The organism is Vibrio toranzoniae, from assembly GCF_024347655.1.
Taxonomy (GTDB): Bacteria; Pseudomonadota; Gammaproteobacteria; order Enterobacterales; family Vibrionaceae; genus Vibrio; species Vibrio toranzoniae.
In genome coordinates this window covers 2,814,277-2,829,475 of sequence record NZ_AP025514.1, presented here as the reverse complement: position 1 = coordinate 2,829,475, position 15,199 = coordinate 2,814,277, and the positions used below count along the sequence as shown (strand labels likewise).

Annotated in this window: 29 protein-coding genes; 24 read left to right on the top strand and 5 right to left on the bottom strand. The window is 44.6% G+C overall.

Annotation, left to right across the window (positions count from 1 at the left end; genetic code table 11):
* Positions 1 to 4: 4 nt before the first annotated feature.
* The 23 genes from rpsS to rplQ all read left to right on the top strand — a co-directional run bounded on the left by rpsS (position 5) and on the right by rplQ (position 10,924).
* Positions 5 to 283 carry a 30S ribosomal protein S19 gene (gene rpsS / locus OCU50_RS12870; protein ID WP_004736729.1) on the top strand — a complete coding sequence of 93 codons (279 nt, stop codon included), beginning with the start codon at positions 5 to 7 and terminating at the stop codon, positions 281 to 283.
* Between the two features lie 10 nt (positions 284 to 293).
* Entirely contained in the window at positions 294 to 626 is a 333-nt protein-coding gene (rplV, locus tag OCU50_RS12865) for a 50S ribosomal protein L22 (protein ID WP_004736732.1), read from the top strand.
* A gap of 18 nt (positions 627 to 644) precedes the next feature.
* Positions 645 to 1,343, top strand: coding sequence for a 30S ribosomal protein S3 (gene rpsC / locus OCU50_RS12860; protein ID WP_017054813.1), 699 nt, complete (start codon positions 645 to 647; stop codon positions 1,341 to 1,343).
* Positions 1,344 to 1,354: 11 nt separating this feature from the next.
* Complete coding sequence (gene rplP, locus OCU50_RS12855) at positions 1,355 to 1,765, top strand: 50S ribosomal protein L16 (RefSeq protein ID WP_060468716.1); 411 nt, start codon at positions 1,355 to 1,357, stop codon at positions 1,763 to 1,765.
* On the top strand, positions 1,765 to 1,956 hold the full coding sequence (gene rpmC, locus OCU50_RS12850; protein ID WP_004736737.1) for a 50S ribosomal protein L29: 192 nt from the start codon (positions 1,765 to 1,767) through the stop codon (positions 1,954 to 1,956). Before rplP ends, rpmC begins: the two co-directional genes overlap by 1 nt.
* Positions 1,956 to 2,210 carry a 30S ribosomal protein S17 gene (gene rpsQ / locus OCU50_RS12845; protein ID WP_008224753.1) on the top strand — a complete coding sequence of 85 codons (255 nt, stop codon included), beginning with the start codon at positions 1,956 to 1,958 and terminating at the stop codon, positions 2,208 to 2,210. The genes rpmC and rpsQ overlap by 1 nt, the downstream gene beginning before the upstream one ends.
* Before the next feature lie 162 nt (positions 2,211 to 2,372).
* A complete protein-coding gene (gene rplN / locus OCU50_RS12840) occupies positions 2,373 to 2,744 on the top strand; it encodes a 50S ribosomal protein L14 (protein WP_004736740.1) in 372 nt (123 codons plus the stop codon).
* A gap of 11 nt (positions 2,745 to 2,755) precedes the next feature.
* Positions 2,756 to 3,073: a 50S ribosomal protein L24 gene (gene rplX, locus OCU50_RS12835; RefSeq protein ID WP_004736742.1), complete on the top strand. Its 318-nt coding sequence runs from the start codon at positions 2,756 to 2,758 to the stop codon at positions 3,071 to 3,073.
* 24 nt (positions 3,074 to 3,097) lie between these two features.
* Entirely contained in the window at positions 3,098 to 3,637 is a 540-nt protein-coding gene (rplE, locus tag OCU50_RS12830; protein WP_004736744.1) for a 50S ribosomal protein L5, read from the top strand.
* A gap of 16 nt (positions 3,638 to 3,653) precedes the next feature.
* Positions 3,654 to 3,959 carry a 30S ribosomal protein S14 gene (gene rpsN / locus OCU50_RS12825; RefSeq protein ID WP_004736747.1) on the top strand — a complete coding sequence of 102 codons (306 nt, stop codon included), beginning with the start codon at positions 3,654 to 3,656 and terminating at the stop codon, positions 3,957 to 3,959.
* Between the two features lie 29 nt (positions 3,960 to 3,988).
* A complete protein-coding gene (gene rpsH / locus OCU50_RS12820) occupies positions 3,989 to 4,381 on the top strand; it encodes a 30S ribosomal protein S8 (protein ID WP_004738788.1) in 393 nt (130 codons plus the stop codon).
* Between the two features lie 10 nt (positions 4,382 to 4,391).
* Positions 4,392 to 4,925 (top strand): 50S ribosomal protein L6, encoded by a 534-nt coding sequence (gene rplF, locus OCU50_RS12815; RefSeq protein ID WP_017054812.1) that lies wholly within the window; start codon positions 4,392 to 4,394, stop codon positions 4,923 to 4,925.
* Positions 4,926 to 4,934: 9 nt separating this feature from the next.
* A complete protein-coding gene (gene rplR, locus OCU50_RS12810) occupies positions 4,935 to 5,288 on the top strand; it encodes a 50S ribosomal protein L18 (protein WP_017054811.1) in 354 nt (117 codons plus the stop codon).
* Positions 5,289 to 5,302: 14 nt separating this feature from the next.
* Positions 5,303 to 5,803, top strand: a complete 501-nt coding sequence (rpsE, locus tag OCU50_RS12805; RefSeq protein WP_004738783.1) for a 30S ribosomal protein S5 — start codon at positions 5,303 to 5,305, stop codon at positions 5,801 to 5,803.
* A 7-nt stretch (positions 5,804 to 5,810) separates the two neighbouring features.
* Positions 5,811 to 5,987, top strand: coding sequence for a 50S ribosomal protein L30 (gene rpmD / locus OCU50_RS12800; RefSeq protein ID WP_004736756.1), 177 nt, complete (start codon positions 5,811 to 5,813; stop codon positions 5,985 to 5,987).
* 5 nt (positions 5,988 to 5,992) lie between these two features.
* Positions 5,993 to 6,427, top strand: a complete 435-nt coding sequence (rplO, locus tag OCU50_RS12795; protein WP_060468715.1) for a 50S ribosomal protein L15 — start codon at positions 5,993 to 5,995, stop codon at positions 6,425 to 6,427.
* Positions 6,428 to 6,447: 20 nt separating this feature from the next.
* A complete protein-coding gene (secY, locus tag OCU50_RS12790; RefSeq protein ID WP_017054810.1) occupies positions 6,448 to 7,782 on the top strand; it encodes a preprotein translocase subunit SecY in 1,335 nt (444 codons plus the stop codon).
* Between the two features lie 41 nt (positions 7,783 to 7,823).
* Positions 7,824 to 7,937, top strand: a complete 114-nt coding sequence (rpmJ, locus tag OCU50_RS12785; RefSeq protein ID WP_000868186.1) for a 50S ribosomal protein L36 — start codon at positions 7,824 to 7,826, stop codon at positions 7,935 to 7,937.
* A 149-nt stretch (positions 7,938 to 8,086) separates the two neighbouring features.
* Positions 8,087 to 8,443, top strand: coding sequence for a 30S ribosomal protein S13 (rpsM, locus tag OCU50_RS12780; protein WP_004738779.1), 357 nt, complete (start codon positions 8,087 to 8,089; stop codon positions 8,441 to 8,443).
* 19 nt (positions 8,444 to 8,462) lie between these two features.
* A complete protein-coding gene (gene rpsK, locus OCU50_RS12775) occupies positions 8,463 to 8,852 on the top strand; it encodes a 30S ribosomal protein S11 (protein WP_004738778.1) in 390 nt (129 codons plus the stop codon).
* 31 nt (positions 8,853 to 8,883) lie between these two features.
* Positions 8,884 to 9,504, top strand: coding sequence for a 30S ribosomal protein S4 (gene rpsD, locus OCU50_RS12770; protein WP_004738777.1), 621 nt, complete (start codon positions 8,884 to 8,886; stop codon positions 9,502 to 9,504).
* A 22-nt stretch (positions 9,505 to 9,526) separates the two neighbouring features.
* Positions 9,527 to 10,519, top strand: coding sequence for a DNA-directed RNA polymerase subunit alpha (locus OCU50_RS12765; protein ID WP_004729813.1), 993 nt, complete (start codon positions 9,527 to 9,529; stop codon positions 10,517 to 10,519).
* Positions 10,520 to 10,543: 24 nt separating this feature from the next.
* Complete coding sequence (gene rplQ, locus OCU50_RS12760) at positions 10,544 to 10,924, top strand: 50S ribosomal protein L17 (RefSeq protein ID WP_017054809.1); 381 nt, start codon at positions 10,544 to 10,546, stop codon at positions 10,922 to 10,924.
* A gap of 253 nt (positions 10,925 to 11,177) precedes the next feature.
* Here the strand turns inward: rplQ and OCU50_RS12755 are convergent, their stop codons facing one another.
* Together OCU50_RS12755 and bamJ are read right to left on the bottom strand one after the other, a co-directional pair.
* Positions 11,178 to 11,675 carry a DUF2780 domain-containing protein gene (locus OCU50_RS12755; protein ID WP_060468714.1) on the bottom strand — a complete coding sequence of 166 codons (498 nt, stop codon included), beginning with the start codon at positions 11,673 to 11,675 and terminating at the stop codon, positions 11,178 to 11,180.
* 133 nt (positions 11,676 to 11,808) lie between these two features.
* Positions 11,809 to 12,429: a BamJ family beta-barrel-assembly machinery protein gene (gene bamJ, locus OCU50_RS12750; RefSeq protein ID WP_060468713.1), complete on the bottom strand. Its 621-nt coding sequence runs from the start codon at positions 12,427 to 12,429 to the stop codon at positions 11,809 to 11,811.
* 214 nt (positions 12,430 to 12,643) lie between these two features.
* Here bamJ and OCU50_RS12745 point away from each other — a divergent pair, with 214 nt between their 5' ends.
* Positions 12,644 to 13,222, top strand: coding sequence for a LysM-like peptidoglycan-binding domain-containing protein (locus tag OCU50_RS12745; protein ID WP_060468712.1), 579 nt, complete (start codon positions 12,644 to 12,646; stop codon positions 13,220 to 13,222).
* A 43-nt stretch (positions 13,223 to 13,265) separates the two neighbouring features.
* On the opposite strand, the gene OCU50_RS12740 is transcribed toward OCU50_RS12745, so the two are convergent.
* From OCU50_RS12740 to OCU50_RS12730, 3 genes are read right to left on the bottom strand one after another with little or no spacing between them, the layout of a single operon-like run.
* Entirely contained in the window at positions 13,266 to 14,114 is an 849-nt protein-coding gene (locus OCU50_RS12740) for a DMT family transporter (RefSeq protein ID WP_017055367.1), read from the bottom strand.
* Positions 14,114 to 14,566, bottom strand: coding sequence for a GNAT family N-acetyltransferase (locus OCU50_RS12735; RefSeq protein ID WP_060468711.1), 453 nt, complete (start codon positions 14,564 to 14,566; stop codon positions 14,114 to 14,116). Before OCU50_RS12735 ends, OCU50_RS12740 begins: the two co-directional genes overlap by 1 nt.
* 57 nt (positions 14,567 to 14,623) lie before the next feature.
* Positions 14,624 to 15,190 (bottom strand): Crp/Fnr family transcriptional regulator, encoded by a 567-nt coding sequence (locus tag OCU50_RS12730; protein ID WP_060468710.1) that lies wholly within the window; start codon positions 15,188 to 15,190, stop codon positions 14,624 to 14,626.
* Positions 15,191 to 15,199: the final 9 nt, after the last annotated feature.

The window sequence follows — 15,199 nt, the reverse complement described above, 5'->3', positions numbered from 1 at the left end:
CGCCATGCCACGTTCTCTCAAGAAAGGTCCTTTTATTGACCTACACTTGCTGAAGAAGGTAGAGAAAGCGGTGGAAAGCGGAGACAAAAAGCCTATTAAGACTTGGTCCCGTCGCTCAATGATCATCCCAACAATGATTGGTTTGACCATCGCTGTCCATAATGGTCGTCAGCACGTTCCAGTTTTCGTTACCGAAGAAATGATCGGTCACAAACTGGGCGAATTTGCACCAACTCGTACTTATCGCGGTCATGCTGCAGATAAGAAAGCTAAGAAGAAATAAGGAGTAGATGATGGAAGCTTTAGCTAAACATAACTTTGCTCGTATTTCTCCACAGAAAGCTCGCTTAGTTGCAGACCAAATTCGCGGTAAGTCGGTAGACCAAGCTCTAGAAATTCTAACTTTCAGCAACAAAAAAGCTGCTGTATTGGTTAAGAAAGTTCTTGAGTCAGCTATCGCTAACGCGGAACATAACGAAGGTGCAGATATCGACGATCTAAATGTCGCTAAAATCTTCGTAGATGAGGGCCCTATCATGAAGCGCATTATGCCTCGTGCTAAAGGTCGTGCGGATCGTATCTTGAAGCGTTCAAGCCACATCACTATTGTTGTAGCAGATCGCTAAAGACTAGGAGAGTAAGCAATGGGTCAGAAAGTACATCCTAATGGTATTCGTCTTGGCATCGTTAAGCCTTGGAATGCTACATGGTTTGCTAATACCAACGAATTCGCTGACAACCTAGACGGCGACTTCAAGGTACGTCAGTTCCTTACCAAGGAACTACAAAAAGCATCATTATCTCGTATCGTTATCGAGCGTCCAGCTAAGAGCATCCGTGTGACTATTCACACAGCTCGTCCTGGCGTTGTTATCGGTAAGAAAGGTGAAGACGTAGAGAAGCTACGCACAGCTGTAGCTAAAATCGCAGGTGTACCAGCGCAAATTAACATCGCTGAAGTACGTAAGCCTGAGCTAGATGGTCAGCTTGTAGCTGATAGCATCGCGTCTCAACTAGAGCGTCGTGTTATGTTCCGTCGTGCAATGAAGCGTGCGGTACAAAATGCTATGCGTCTAGGCGCTAAAGGCATCAAAGTACAAGTAGGCGGCCGTCTTGGCGGTGCTGAAATCGCACGTTCTGAGTGGTACCGTGAAGGCCGTGTGCCTCTACACACTCTACGTGCAGACATTGATTACGCAACTTCTTCGGCTCACACTCAATACGGTGTGATCGGCATTAAAGTTTGGATCTTCAAAGGTGAGATTCTAGGCGGTATGCCAGCTGCTAACGCAGTAGAGCCAAAAGGCGATAAGCCTAAGAAGCAGCGTAAAGGCCGTAAGTAAGGAGTCGAACGATGCTACAACCAAAACGTACTAAGTTCCGCAAGGTTATGACTGGTCGTAACCGTGGTCTAGCGAAAGGTACTGAAGTAAGCTTCGGCGAATTCGGTCTTAAAGCTGTTGGCCGTGGTCGTCTAACTGCACGTCAAATCGAAGCGGCATGTCGTGCTATGACACGTCACATTAAGCGTCAAGGTCAAATCTGGATCCGTGTATTCCCAGACAAGCCGATTACTGAAAAGCCTCTTGAAGTTCGTCAAGGTAAAGGTAAAGGTTCAGTTGCGTACTGGGTTGCTCAAATCCAACCTGGCAAAGTTATGTACGAGATGAATGGCGTACCTGAAGAGTTGGCACGTGAAGCGTTCCGCCTAGCGGCACGTAAACTGCCTGTTAAAACTACTTTTGTAACTAAGCAGGTGATGTGATGAAAGCACAAGATCTACGCGAAAAGAACGTTGAAGAGCTTAACGCTGAGCTATTGAATTTGCTACGTGAACAGTTCAACTTGCGCATGCAAGCTGCAACTGGTCAGCTACAGCAAACTCATACTCTAAAAGCTGTACGCCGTGACATCGCACGTGTGAAAACTGTTTTGACTGAAAAGGCAGGCGCATAATGAGCGAAACTAACCGCATCCAGCAAGGTCGTGTTGTAAGTGACAAGATGGACAAGTCTATCGTTGTTGCTATCGAACGTACTGTAAAACATCCAATTTACGGTAAATACGTTAAGCGCACGACTAAAGTACACGCACACGACGAAGACAACACTTGTGGCCTAGGCGACAAAGTTGAAATCGTTGAGTGTCGTCCTCTGTCTAAGACTAAGTCTTGGACATTGGTTAAAGTTCTAGAAAAAGCGAAGATTTAATCTTTGTAATTCTATAACTTATAAGCGGCTCCAAATTATTTTTTGGAGCCGCTTGTTTTTTGTCTACCCAATTTAAAAAAAGGGTGGTACAATTCGCGTCCCTTTTAAAGAGGCAGCCCGACCCGAGAGGGTCTAGTTTTAATATTTAGCGGAGCACTAACAATGATCCAGATGCAAAGTACACTTGACGCAGCAGATAACTCTGGCGCGCGCAAGGTAATGTGTATTAAGGTTCTGGGTGGCTCTCACCGCCGTTATGCACATATCGGTGACGTCATCAAAGTTACAGTGAAGGAAGCAATTCCTCGCGGTAAAGTAAAGAAAGGTGATGTTCTGAAGGCGGTAGTAGTGCGCACCCGTAAAGGCGTTCGTCGCCCAGACGGTTCTGTCATTCGCTTCGACAGTAATGCTTGTGTATTGTTAAATGACACTACTGAGCAACCAGTCGGCACACGTATCTTTGGTCCTGTGACTCGTGAACTTCGTAACGCGAAATTCATGAAGATTGTATCACTTGCACCTGAAGTTCTGTAAGGAGCGGCAACATGGCAGCTAAAATCCGTCGTAATGACGAAGTAATCATTCTTGCTGGTAAAGATAAAGGCAAGAAAGGTAAAGTAACTAAGGTTCTGACAACTGGTAAAGTTGTTGTTGAAGGCATCAATCTTGTTAAAAAACACCAAAAGCCGGTTCCGGCTCTAGGTCAACAAGGTGGCATCGTTGAACAAGAAGCAGCTATTGATGCTTCTAACGTTGCAGTCTTTAACGCGGCTACTGGTAAAGCAGACCGTATCGGTTTCCGTATCGAAGATGGCAAGAAAGTTCGTTTCTTCAAATCTAACGGCGAAACTGTTTCTAACTAATTAGAAGTAATTTGGAGTTCTACTATGGCGAAACTGCATGATTACTACAAGTCGTCTGTAGTCGCTGAGCTTACCAAAGAGTTCAGCTACACAAGCGTCATGCAAGTCCCTAGGATTGAGAAAATCACCCTAAACATGGGCGTTGGTGAAGCAATCAACGATAAGAAACTGCTAGAAAACGCAGCATCTGATATGGCAACGATCTCTGGTCAGAAGCCACTTATCACGAAAGCGCGTAAATCTGTAGCTGGTTTCAAAATTCGTGAAGGCTACCCAATTGGTTGTAAAGTAACCTTGCGTGGTGAGCGCATGTGGGAATTTTTAGAGCGTTTAATCTCTATCGCACTTCCACGTGTACGTGATTTCCGTGGTGTTAGCGCTAAGTCTTTTGACGGACGCGGTAACTACAGCATGGGCGTTCGCGAGCAAATCATCTTTCCGGAAATCGACTACGATAAAGTCGATCGCGTCCGCGGTCTTGATATTACTATCACGACATCTGCGGGATCCGATGAGGAAGGCCGAGCTCTGCTGGCTGCCTTTAACTTCCCATTCCGTAAGTAAGGGTAGGGTTACTGTTATGGCTAAACAATCAATGAAAGCACGTGAAGCTAAACGTGCAAAACTAGTAGTTAAGTTCGCTGAAAAGCGTTCTGCGCTAAAAGTTATCATTAGCGATGTAAACGCATCTGAAGAAGATCGTTGGAATGCGGTTCTTAAACTGCAATCTCTTCCACGTGATTCAAGTGCATCACGTCAGCGCAACCGTTGCAACCAAACTGGTCGTCCACACGGTTACCTACGTAAATTCGGTCTAAGCCGCATTAAGGTTCGTGAAGCTTGCATGAAAGGCGAGATTCCGGGTCTTCGTAAGGCTAGCTGGTAATTGCCACTTAATCATTTGGAGTAAATCTTATGAGCATGCAAGATCCGATTTCGGATATGCTGACCCGAGTTCGTAACGGTCAGGCAGCAAACAAAGTTGCTGTAAAAATGCCTTCTTCAAAGCTTAAAGTTGCAATTGCTGCATTACTTAAAGCTGAAGGTTACATCGTAGACTTCGCTGTTGAAGGCGAAGCAAAACCTGAGCTAGAAGTTACTCTAAAGTACTTCCAAGCTAAACCTGTAATCGAGCAAATCAAGCGTGTATCACGTCCTGGTCTAAGAGTTTATAAAAATAAAGACTCTTTACCTACAGTGATGGGTGGTCTTGGTATTGCAGTTGTTTCTACTTCCAAGGGTCTGATGTCTGACCGTGCTGCTCGTAAAGCAGGTCTTGGCGGTGAAATCATCTGTTACGTAGCTTAAGGAGTAGATTATGTCTCGTGTTGCTAAAGCACCTGTCGCTATTCCAGCTGGCGTAGAGGTGAAACTAAACGGCCAAGAAGTTACTGTAAAAGGTAGCAAAGGTGAGCTTACTCGCGTTCTTAACAACGCCGTAGTTATTGCACAGGAAGAAAACAACCTAACTTTCGGTCCGAAAGAAGGTGTTGCTAACGCATGGGCACAAGCTGGTACAGCTCGCGCTCTAGTTAACAACATGGTTGTGGGTGTTACTGAGGGCTTCACTAAGAAGCTTACTCTTAAGGGTGTTGGTTACCGTGCTGCTATGAAAGGCAACTCTGTAGCTCTAACTCTTGGTTTTTCTCACCCAGTAGAGCACGCTCTACCTGAAGGTATTAAAGCTGAGTGCCCTAGCCAAACTGAGATCATTGTAACTGGTTGTGATAAACAGCTAGTTGGTCAAGTTGCGGCTGACATTCGTTCTTATCGTGAGCCTGAGCCTTATAAAGGTAAAGGTGTACGTTACGCAGATGAAAATGTGCGTACTAAAGAAGCTAAGAAGAAGTAAGGTATCACTATGGATAAGAAAGCATCTCGCATCCGTCGTGCTACACGTGCACGTCGTAAGATTGCAGAACTTGGTGCAACTCGCCTGGTAGTACACCGTACTCCTCGCCATGTTTACGCACAAGTTATCTCGGCAAACGGCTCTGAGGTTATCGCAGCTGCTTCTACTGTAGAAAAAGCGATCCGTGAGCAAGTTAAGAACACTGGTAACATTGATGCAGCTAAAACAGTTGGTAAAACTGTTGCTGAGCGCGCTCTTGAAAAAGGCGTAGCTTCAGTTGCATTCGATCGTTCTGGTTTCCAATACCACGGTCGAGTAGCGGCGCTAGCAGAATCTGCTCGCGAAGCTGGTCTGAAATTCTAAGGTAGGGTTGGAAGATGGCTAAAGAACAACAACAAGCTAATGATTTGCAAGAAAAATTGATTGCTGTTAACCGTGTATCTAAGACGGTTAAAGGTGGTCGAATCATGAGCTTCACTGCACTAACAGTAGTTGGTGACGGTAATGGTCGTGTAGGTTTCGGTTACGGCAAAGCTCGTGAAGTACCTGCTGCGATTCAAAAAGCAATGGAAAAGGCGCGTCGTAACATGGTTACTGTTGCGCTTAACGAAGGCACTCTTCACCACCCGGTGAAAGGTCGTCATTCGGGCTCTAAAGTTTACATGCAGCCAGCTGCTGAAGGTACAGGTGTTATTGCCGGTGGTGCAATGCGTGCTGTACTTGAAGTTGCGGGCGTACATAACGTACTTTCTAAAGCATACGGTTCTACGAACCCTATCAATATCGTTCGTGCAACGATTGGTGCTTTAGTAGACGTTAAGTCACCAGAAATGGTTGCTGCTAAACGTGGTCTAACTGTTGAATCTATTTCGGAGTAAGCACACGATGGCAACTATTAAAGTAACTCAAACTAAAAGCTCAATTGGTCGCCTACCTAAGCACAAAGCGTGTCTTAAAGGTCTAGGTCTTCGTCGCATCAACCATACAGTAGAACTTGAAGATACACCGTGCGTACGCGGTATGATCAACAAGGTTTACTACATGGTTAAGATTGAGGAGTAATCAGAATGCGTTTGAATACTCTATCACCGGCTACTGGCTCTAAACCTTCTAAGAAGCGTGTAGGTCGTGGTATCGGTTCTGGCCTTGGTAAAACAGGTGGCCGCGGTCACAAAGGTCAAAAGTCACGTTCTGGCGGCTCTGTTCGTCCAGGTTTTGAAGGCGGTCAAATGCCTCTAAAACAACGTCTACCTAAGTTCGGTTTCACTTCTCGTAAGAGCCTAGTGTCTGCTGAAGTTCGTCTAGCTGAGCTAGCGAAAGTAACAGGTGACGTAGTTGATCTTAACAGCCTTAAAGCTGCTAACGTTATCACTAAGAACATCGAATTTGTTAAGATCGTTCTTTCTGGTGACCTAAGCAAAGCTGTGACTGTTAAAGGTCTACGCGTGACTAAAGGCGCTAAAGCTGCAATCGAAGCTGCAGGCGGTAAAATCGAGGAATAATCTCGAGGAACGAGGTACAGATGGCTAAGAAACCAGGAAAAGATTTTCGTAGTGCTCAAAGCGGCTTAAGTGAACTAAAGTCGCGCTTATTATTCGTAATTGGTGCACTTTTAGTATTCCGAGCCGGCTCTTTTGTGCCGATCCCTGGTATTGACGCAGCTGTACTTGCCGATTTGTTCGATCAGCAAAAAGGTACCATCGTTGAAATGTTTAACATGTTCTCCGGTGGTGCTCTTGAGCGTGCATCTATATTAGCATTGGGTATCATGCCGTACATTTCGGCATCGATCGTAGTCCAATTGCTAACTGTAGTTCATCCAGCGTTAGCGGAACTCAAGAAAGAGGGTGAAGCAGGCCGTCGTAAGATAAGCCAATATACACGCTACGGCACGCTTGTACTTGCAACATTCCAAGCTATTGGTATCGCAACAGGCTTACCAAACATGGTCGATAATCTGGTTGTTATCAACCAAACCATGTTTACGCTTATTGCAACCGTGAGTTTAGTAACTGGTACCATGTTTTTAATGTGGTTAGGTGAACAAATCACTGAGCGAGGAATCGGTAATGGTATTTCCATTCTGATTTTTGCAGGTATTGTTGCTGGGTTGCCTTCTGCAATCGGTCAAACAATCGAGCAAGCGCGTCAAGGTGAATTGCATGTGCTTCTTCTGCTGTTGATTGCTGTTTTGTCTTTTGCTGTTATTTACTTCGTAGTTTTCATGGAACGTGGTCAACGTCGTATTGTCGTTAACTATGCGAAACGTCAACAAGGTCGTAAAGTTTTTGCAGCACAAAGCTCTCATCTGCCTCTTAAAATTAATATGGCAGGTGTTATTCCAGCGATTTTTGCATCGAGTATTATTTTGTTCCCAGGAACATTAGCACAGTGGTTTGGTCAAAATGGTGAAAGCAGCGCGTTCGGTTGGTTAACTGACGTGTCATTAGCTCTTAGCCCAGGTCAGCCTCTGTATGTAATGCTTTATGCAGCAGCTATAATCTTCTTCTGTTTCTTCTATACAGCGTTGGTGTTTAACCCTCGCGAAACAGCTGATAACTTGAAGAAGTCTGGTGCATTCGTACCCGGTATCCGCCCAGGTGAGCAGACAGCGAAATATATCGATAAAGTGATGACTAGACTGACCCTTGCGGGCGCTCTATACATTACTTTTATATGTCTGATTCCTGAGTTCATGATGGTCGCGTGGAACGTTCGTTTCTACTTCGGCGGCACTTCACTATTAATCGTAGTGGTAGTTATCATGGATTTCATGGCACAGGTACAGACTCATCTGATGTCTCAACAGTATGATTCTGTGTTAAAGAAAGCGAATCTAAAAGGTTACGGCCGTTAATTCGGTTATAACAATTTCGATTCCATTTACGGAGTTTAGCAATGAAAGTTCGTGCTTCCGTTAAAAAAATCTGCCGTAACTGTAAAGTTATCAAGCGTAACGGTGTCGTTCGCGTGATTTGCAGTGAGCCAAAGCATAAGCAACGCCAAGGCTAATTAGCAGAAATTTTTACTTGAAATACAAGGTAGAGTCGAGTATATTCCTCGGCCTACCTTTTGCGTGCAAAAGAAGTAGTATGCCGCAGCGTATCCATAACGGGCTTTGCTGCGGATAATTCTTTTATGAACCCCCTTAGGAGTGAATAATGGCCCGTATAGCCGGCATTAACATTCCTGATCATAAGCATTCTGTAATTGCACTTACTGCAATCTACGGTATCGGTAAAACTCGCTCTCAAGCTATTCTAGCTGAAGTGGGTATTGCTGAAGATGCTAAGATCAGTGAACTAACTGAAGAGCAGATCGATCAACTGCGTGATGGTGTAGCTAAGTACACTGTAGAAGGTGATCTACGTCGTGAAGTATCGATGAACATCAAGCGTCTTATGGACCTTGGCTGTTACCGCGGTCTTCGTCATCGTCGCAGTCTACCACTACGTGGACAGCGTACTAAAACCAACGCTCGCACCCGTAAGGGTCCGCGCAAGCCGATCAAGAAATAGTCGGATAAGGTAGAGTACAATGGCAAAACAACCAACTCGCGCGCGTAAGCGCGTACGCAAGCAAGTAGCTGATGGCGTAGCGCACATTCATGCTTCTTTCAACAACACAATCGTAACTATCACTGACCGTCAAGGCAATGCTCTTGCATGGGCTACAGCAGGTGGTTCAGGCTTCCGTGGTTCTCGTAAATCTACTCCGTTCGCAGCACAAGTTGCAGCTGAGCGTTGTGGTGAAATGGCTAAAGAATATGGCCTAAAGAACTTGGAAGTTATGGTTAAGGGTCCAGGTCCAGGTCGCGAATCTACTGTTCGTGCACTGAACGCTGCTGGTTTCCGTATCACTAACATTGTTGATGCGACACCAATCCCTCATAACGGTTGTCGTCCACCTAAGAAACGCCGCGTTTAAGTTTCGTTTCTAGGAATATTGGAGAAAGATCATGGCAAGATATTTGGGTCCTAAGCTGAAGCTTAGCCGTCGCGAAGGTACTGACTTATTTCTTAAGTCTGGTGTCCGTGCGATCGATACCAAGTGTAAAATTGATAACGCACCAGGTGTACACGGCGCTCGTCGCGGTCGTCTATCTGAGTATGGCGTTCAGCTTCGTGAGAAGCAAAAAGTTCGTCGTATCTACGGCGTTCTAGAAAAACAATTCCGCAACTACTACAAAGAAGCTGCACGTCTTAAAGGCAACACGGGTGCAAACCTGCTTCAGCTTCTTGAAGGTCGTCTTGATAACGTAGTTTACCGTATGGGTTTTGGTGCAACTCGCGCTGAATCTCGTCAACTAGTTAGCCACAAGTCTATCCTAGTTAACGGTAAAGTTGTAAACGTTCCTTCTTTCAAAGTAGCGGCAAATGACGTTGTTTCTATTCGCGAGAAAGCTAAACAGCAATCTCGTATTAAAGCTGCTCTAGAAGTTGCTGAACAACGTGAAAAGCCAACTTGGATTGAAGTAGATGCTGGCAAAATGGAAGGTACATTCAAGCGTATGCCTGAGCGTTCTGATCTATCAGCTGACATCAATGAACACTTGATCGTCGAACTTTACTCTAAGTAAGGTTAAAAAAAGAGAGGACACAATGCAGGGTTCTGTAACAGAATTTCTTAAGCCGCGTCTTGTTGACATTGAACAGATCAATACGACACACGCGAAAGTAACTCTTGAGCCATTAGAGCGCGGTTTCGGCCACACTCTAGGTAATGCTCTTCGCCGCATTCTTCTATCTTCTATGCCGGGTTGTGCCGTAACAGAAGTTGAAATTGAAGGTGTGCTACACGAATACAGCACTAAAGAAGGCGTTCAGGAAGATATCCTTGAAATCCTTCTGAACCTTAAAGGTTTGGCTGTACGCGTTGCTGAAGGCAAAGATGAAGTGTTTATTACACTGAACAAATCAGGCTCAGGCCCTGTTGTTGCAGGTGACATCACCCACGATGGTGATGTAGAGATCGCTAACCCTGAGCACGTAATTTGTCACCTAACGGATGACAATGCTGAGATCGCTATGCGAATCAAAGTAGAACGTGGTCGTGGTTACGTTCCAGCTTCAGCTCGTATCCATACTGAAGAAGATGAGCGTCCAATCGGTCGTCTACTTGTTGACGCTACCTACAGCCCGGTCGATAAAATCGCCTACGCTGTAGAAGCGGCACGTGTAGAACAACGTACTGACTTAGACAAGCTTGTTATCGATATGGAAACGAACGGTACTCTAGAACCTGAGGAAGCAATCCGTCGTGCAGCTACTATTTTAGCTGAACAATTGGATGCGTTCGTAGATCTTCGTGATGTACGTGTACCTGAGGAGAAGGAAGAGAAGCCAGAATTCGATCCTATCCTACTACGTCCTGTAGACGATCTTGAACTAACAGTTCGCTCTGCTAACTGTTTGAAAGCAGAAGCGATTCACTACATCGGTGATCTTGTACAGCGCACTGAGGTTGAGCTACTTAAAACGCCAAACCTTGGTAAGAAATCTCTTACAGAGATTAAAGATGTGCTTGCTTCACGTGGTCTTTCTCTAGGCATGCGCCTAGAAAATTGGCCACCAGCGTCAATCGCTGAAGATTAATCGAAAAGTTAGAAGGATTAGGTCATGCGCCATCGTAAAAGTGGTCGTCAACTCAACCGCAACAGCAGTCATCGTAAAGCGATGTTCAGCAACATGGCTAGCTCTCTTGTTCGTCACGAAGTTATTAAGACTACCGTGCCTAAAGCAAAAGAACTACGTCGCGTAATTGAGCCGTTGATTACCCTAGCTAAGACAGACAGTGTTGCTAACCGTCGTCTTGCATTTGCTCGCACTCGTGATAACGAAGTTGTAGCAAAACTATTTAATGAACTAGGCCCGCGCTTTGCGGCTCGCCAAGGTGGTTACACTCGCATTCTTAAATGTGGTTTCCGTACTGGTGATAAAGCTCCAATGGCTTACATTGAGCTTGTAGACCGCCCAGCTGCTGAAGACGCCGCTGAGTAATCTAGACTAGATTATTAATACAAAAAGCCGAGCATTAGCTCGGCTTTTTTGTGTCTGTCGAATCTGACAACAAGACCAGAAATTGCACCACGATGTTTGGCATTTTTGGCTTGTCTTATCTGCGCCATTTTTAAAAAATATCTCATATCTCATATCTCATATCTCATATCTCATATCTCATATCTCATATCTTCCGCACACAGAAAAGAGCACCAAAGTGCCCTTAAACTATTCTCTAATTTACTGTTTATAGCTACTGCCAAATAGCTGCAAGTGAGTCCATCAATCCACTTGTTGCGCCTTGAGATTGAAGTGTTTGAAGAATGATTGGTGCGAACTTTGCTATCATTGACGAGTCCATACCTAAACCAGAAAAAGCACTTTCTACAGCTGTTTGCGAGTTTAGAACAGATGATAAGCCGCTTGATTCAAGTGAAGACATTCCAGGAATAAGTGATGCGAGTTCTTTATTGTCAGCAGTATCAAGTGAGTTTTGTGCTAGAGCCAGCATTGAACCGATACCGCCAATAGCTTGGTCGTTGGTTACAGAGGCTTGGTCAGCAACGCTATCTGCGAGCGGCGTTGTTTCATTTTGTTGAGCCCACATATTCACAGCTGCCATTAGTGCAGTTTGTGATAGTTGTGAATAGTTGGTATCTGATGATGAACTGGCTTTTTGTTCAGAATCGCTAGTGCTAGCGCAAGAGACAACAGCAAGGCTGCTTAAAATTGTAATGAGTACTTTCTTCATTATTCGTCCTTAAGTAATAAAGTAATTGACTCTTTCACTATAAACGAAAAACGGCGATGTAGTGACATCGCCGTTGGATTATTTTAATTTTATTTCCCTATAGTAGTTTGTTTTACTATAGGTTTTTCAAAAATTAAAGAATAGCTAGAAGTTCTACTTCAAATACTAGAGCAGCAAATGGTGGGATTGCTGCGCCTGCGCCACGCTCACCGTATGCTAGATCTTGAGGGACGTATAGCTTCCACTTAGAGCCAACAGGCATCATTTGTAGAGCTTGTACCCAACCTTGAATTACGCCAGTTACTGGGAATTCAGCAGGTTGGCCGCGAGATACAGAGCTGTCGAAAACAGTACCGTCAGTTAGTTCACCGTGGTAGTGCACACGAACTTGCTTGTCTGCTGTTGGAATTTCGCCAGTACCTTCAGTGAGTACTTCGTACTGAAGACCAGACTCAAGAACCGTCACTTCTGAACGAAGAGCGTTGTCAGCTAAGAAAGCTTCGCCGTCAGCAGCAGCAGCTTTAGCTAGTTCTTGACGTGCAGCTTCACCACGAGTGTGTAGCTCTTGTAGTGCATTGTTGATTTCGTCAATTTCGATAGCTGGCATGTCACCAACTAGAGCAGTTGCGATACCGGCAGCGATTGCGTCAACGTTTAGGCCTTCAAGACCAGAACCAGCAAGTTGTTGGCCCATTTGTAGACCGATACCGTAGCTTGCTTTTTGCTCTACAGTTTCAAATTTTACTTCAGACATGAAAAGTCACTCTTTTTGTCAGTACGAAAACAGTAAGAATAACAGTATTAGCATCGTGAAGAAATGGTTAGCCCCTGATCACTTGTGCTTTACTGAGCCCAAAATCACAGCTATGTTAATTTTCCTGCTTTGCTCCTCGTTGTGACGGAAAGATCTATACTGTTGGTACTTTGGTTTTTATACTGTAGTGATTCAACGTATAGGACGCAGTGGTATGAATCGTCGTCAAAAGAAAAAACAGCAAGTTGACCACTTTGCAGAGCTTAAGGATCGACTGCTACAGCTCAAAGTCAAATTGAGCTCACTCGATATAAAAAAAATGAAGGCCACAGTTATGCAAACTTGGCAAGCATTGCCGAAGTTGCATCAAAGGTTATTGATGGTAATAGCGCCAATCGTATTGGTCTTATTTTTCTTGCCGCTCCCAGAGCCTAAAGTCGAGGTAGTTCCATCAACATCGCGTGTCGCACTTGAGATAGACACCGTTGGGTTAAGTAAACAGCAAAATACCAAAAGTACGCCATCAGAATCTAGCAGCTGGCAGGAGTATCTTGTTAAGCAAGGTGACACTTTGGCGCAGGTTTTTCGAAACAATGATTTACCGTTGTCTGATCTTAACGCTTTAGTCCGTATTGAAGGCTCTGATAAGCCTCTTAGCCAGATCAGAAAAGGCCAGCTAGTGCGATTTAAAGTTGCAGAAACGGGTCAACTGGATATTCTTCAGCTAGAGAAAGGCGACACTTCGGTGATGTTTTTCCGACTGTCTGATGGTGGCTTTGGTCGAAGCAAGTAAATCAGACGAAGTTGACAGCTACCTATTCTTTGATAACAAAGAGCTAATGACTAGCTCTTTTTTTTGGGCGTTTGAAAGGTGCCAGCGGCAAGATAATCAGCATGATTCCGATAAAGGTCAATGTGTCTGGGATTTCATCGAACCATGCTGCTCCGATGAATGCAACAAAGACTAACCCCGAATACTCTGCCAATGCAATTTGGCTAGAGTGAGCTTTCTGATAGGCGGCAACGGCAAGACCGTTATAGCTCAGTATCAATGTTGCGCTTAATCCAATGTATCCCAAATGTTCTATGGAAACCGGTTGCCAGTATAGGAAGCATAATATCAATGAAGCTGGAACTGAGAATAATGTTGTCCACCACAGCGTCGTGACCACCGATTGCTCGCTAGGGAGTTTTCTTACTAGTACATTGAAGAGTGCGAGTGTGAGTGCTGTGCCCAAAGCAAACAGTGCTGCCCAGTGGAATTGCGATGGCCTTAAGACTATCAGCGCACCAATGAAGCCGATAGTAGTGGCGATCACCTTCCCAAGTGCTGGTTGCTCTTTCAGTAGAAACATAGCAAGAGGCAACATCAATAAGGGGGCGACGTAAAACACAGCGTTAGCAGTTGCCAAAGATAAATGGGTGATCGCCACAACCATACACCCACTGCCAATTAATATTAGCTGTCCTCGTATAAAGGTGACTTTAGCTTGCTGTAAGCGTCGTTGCTCTTTTTTCTGTTGCAGCCACAAAGGGGTGATGATAAGTAGGGATATCAACTGTCGGAAAAAAATATACTGAAGAGGTGGTACTTCGCCATTCAATAATTTAACTGCTACGTCCGAAAGTGAGGCAAACAGGTTACCCGCAATCAGCATTAGGATACCGACAGTGATATTCGACATTACTTCTCTAATCTCATGTCTACATGTGGAATATCATCTTCCAAGTACATCTCAGAGATCGTCTTGAATCCATGACTTTTATAGAAGCTTTCTAGGTGTTGTTGTGCGCCAATATCGATGGCTGTACTCGGCCAAAAAACTTCACAGCTTGTTAATGCTTCTTTCAGTAGTTGATGTCCTAGGCCATCACCTCTTGCGGATTGTTTGGTGGCGACTCGACCAATACTGGCGTTGTCATAAGTTGTGCCCGGTGGCAGTAAACGCGCGCACGCTACCAATTCTTCATCAGCGTAGCCTAATAGGTGTTGAACACCTGCGAGTGTGTCTTTACCGTCAAGCTCCGGATAAGGACAAGTCTGCTCAACCACAAATACATCTACTCGTAATTTAAGTAATTGATAAAGTTGTTGCGTTGAAAGTTCTGTAAAGGGAAGTGAGTACCAATTGATCATGTTTATATCCAGAGATTATCGATGATCTGAATGTACTATGCGTGATGATTATTGGCATTAACTATTGTTAATTCGACCTTTAATTCTGCTAAGGCTTATCGAGGTTATTCCTAGGTAGGCTGCAATCTGGTTGTTGTTCAAGCGCTGTTCCAGATCGGGATAATGTTCGCAGAAAAGTTGGTAACGTTGCTCTGGGGTGTAGAGTAGCATAAAGCGTTCTTTGTTTTCTTTATGCATCAGTTGAGTTTCTAACAACTTTAAATACAAGGGGTTATTCGATGCGCGCCACTCAGTTAGGGCTATCATTGGAAGTTCTAATAGAGTGATTGGCGTTAAAGTTTCCAGTAGATAAGGGGAAGCTTGTTTTTTTATTAAGCTCTCAAAACCGATGATCCAATCTTGTTCCCAGTAGAACTCTTTGCTGTATTGTTTACCGTCGTCAGTGAGGTAGCAAGCATGGCACAAGCCCTCAAGTACAAAGTAGATTGAGCTCGCCATCTCTCCTTGGTTGATCAGTATGTGTCTCGTCGGCAGTTCAAGCGGTTTCGCGACGGCTAATAGAGACTCAATTTGACTTTCAGAGAAGTCGAAGCTTTGTAATTGTTCGATAAAAGAGGTGTGCATGAAAATAAC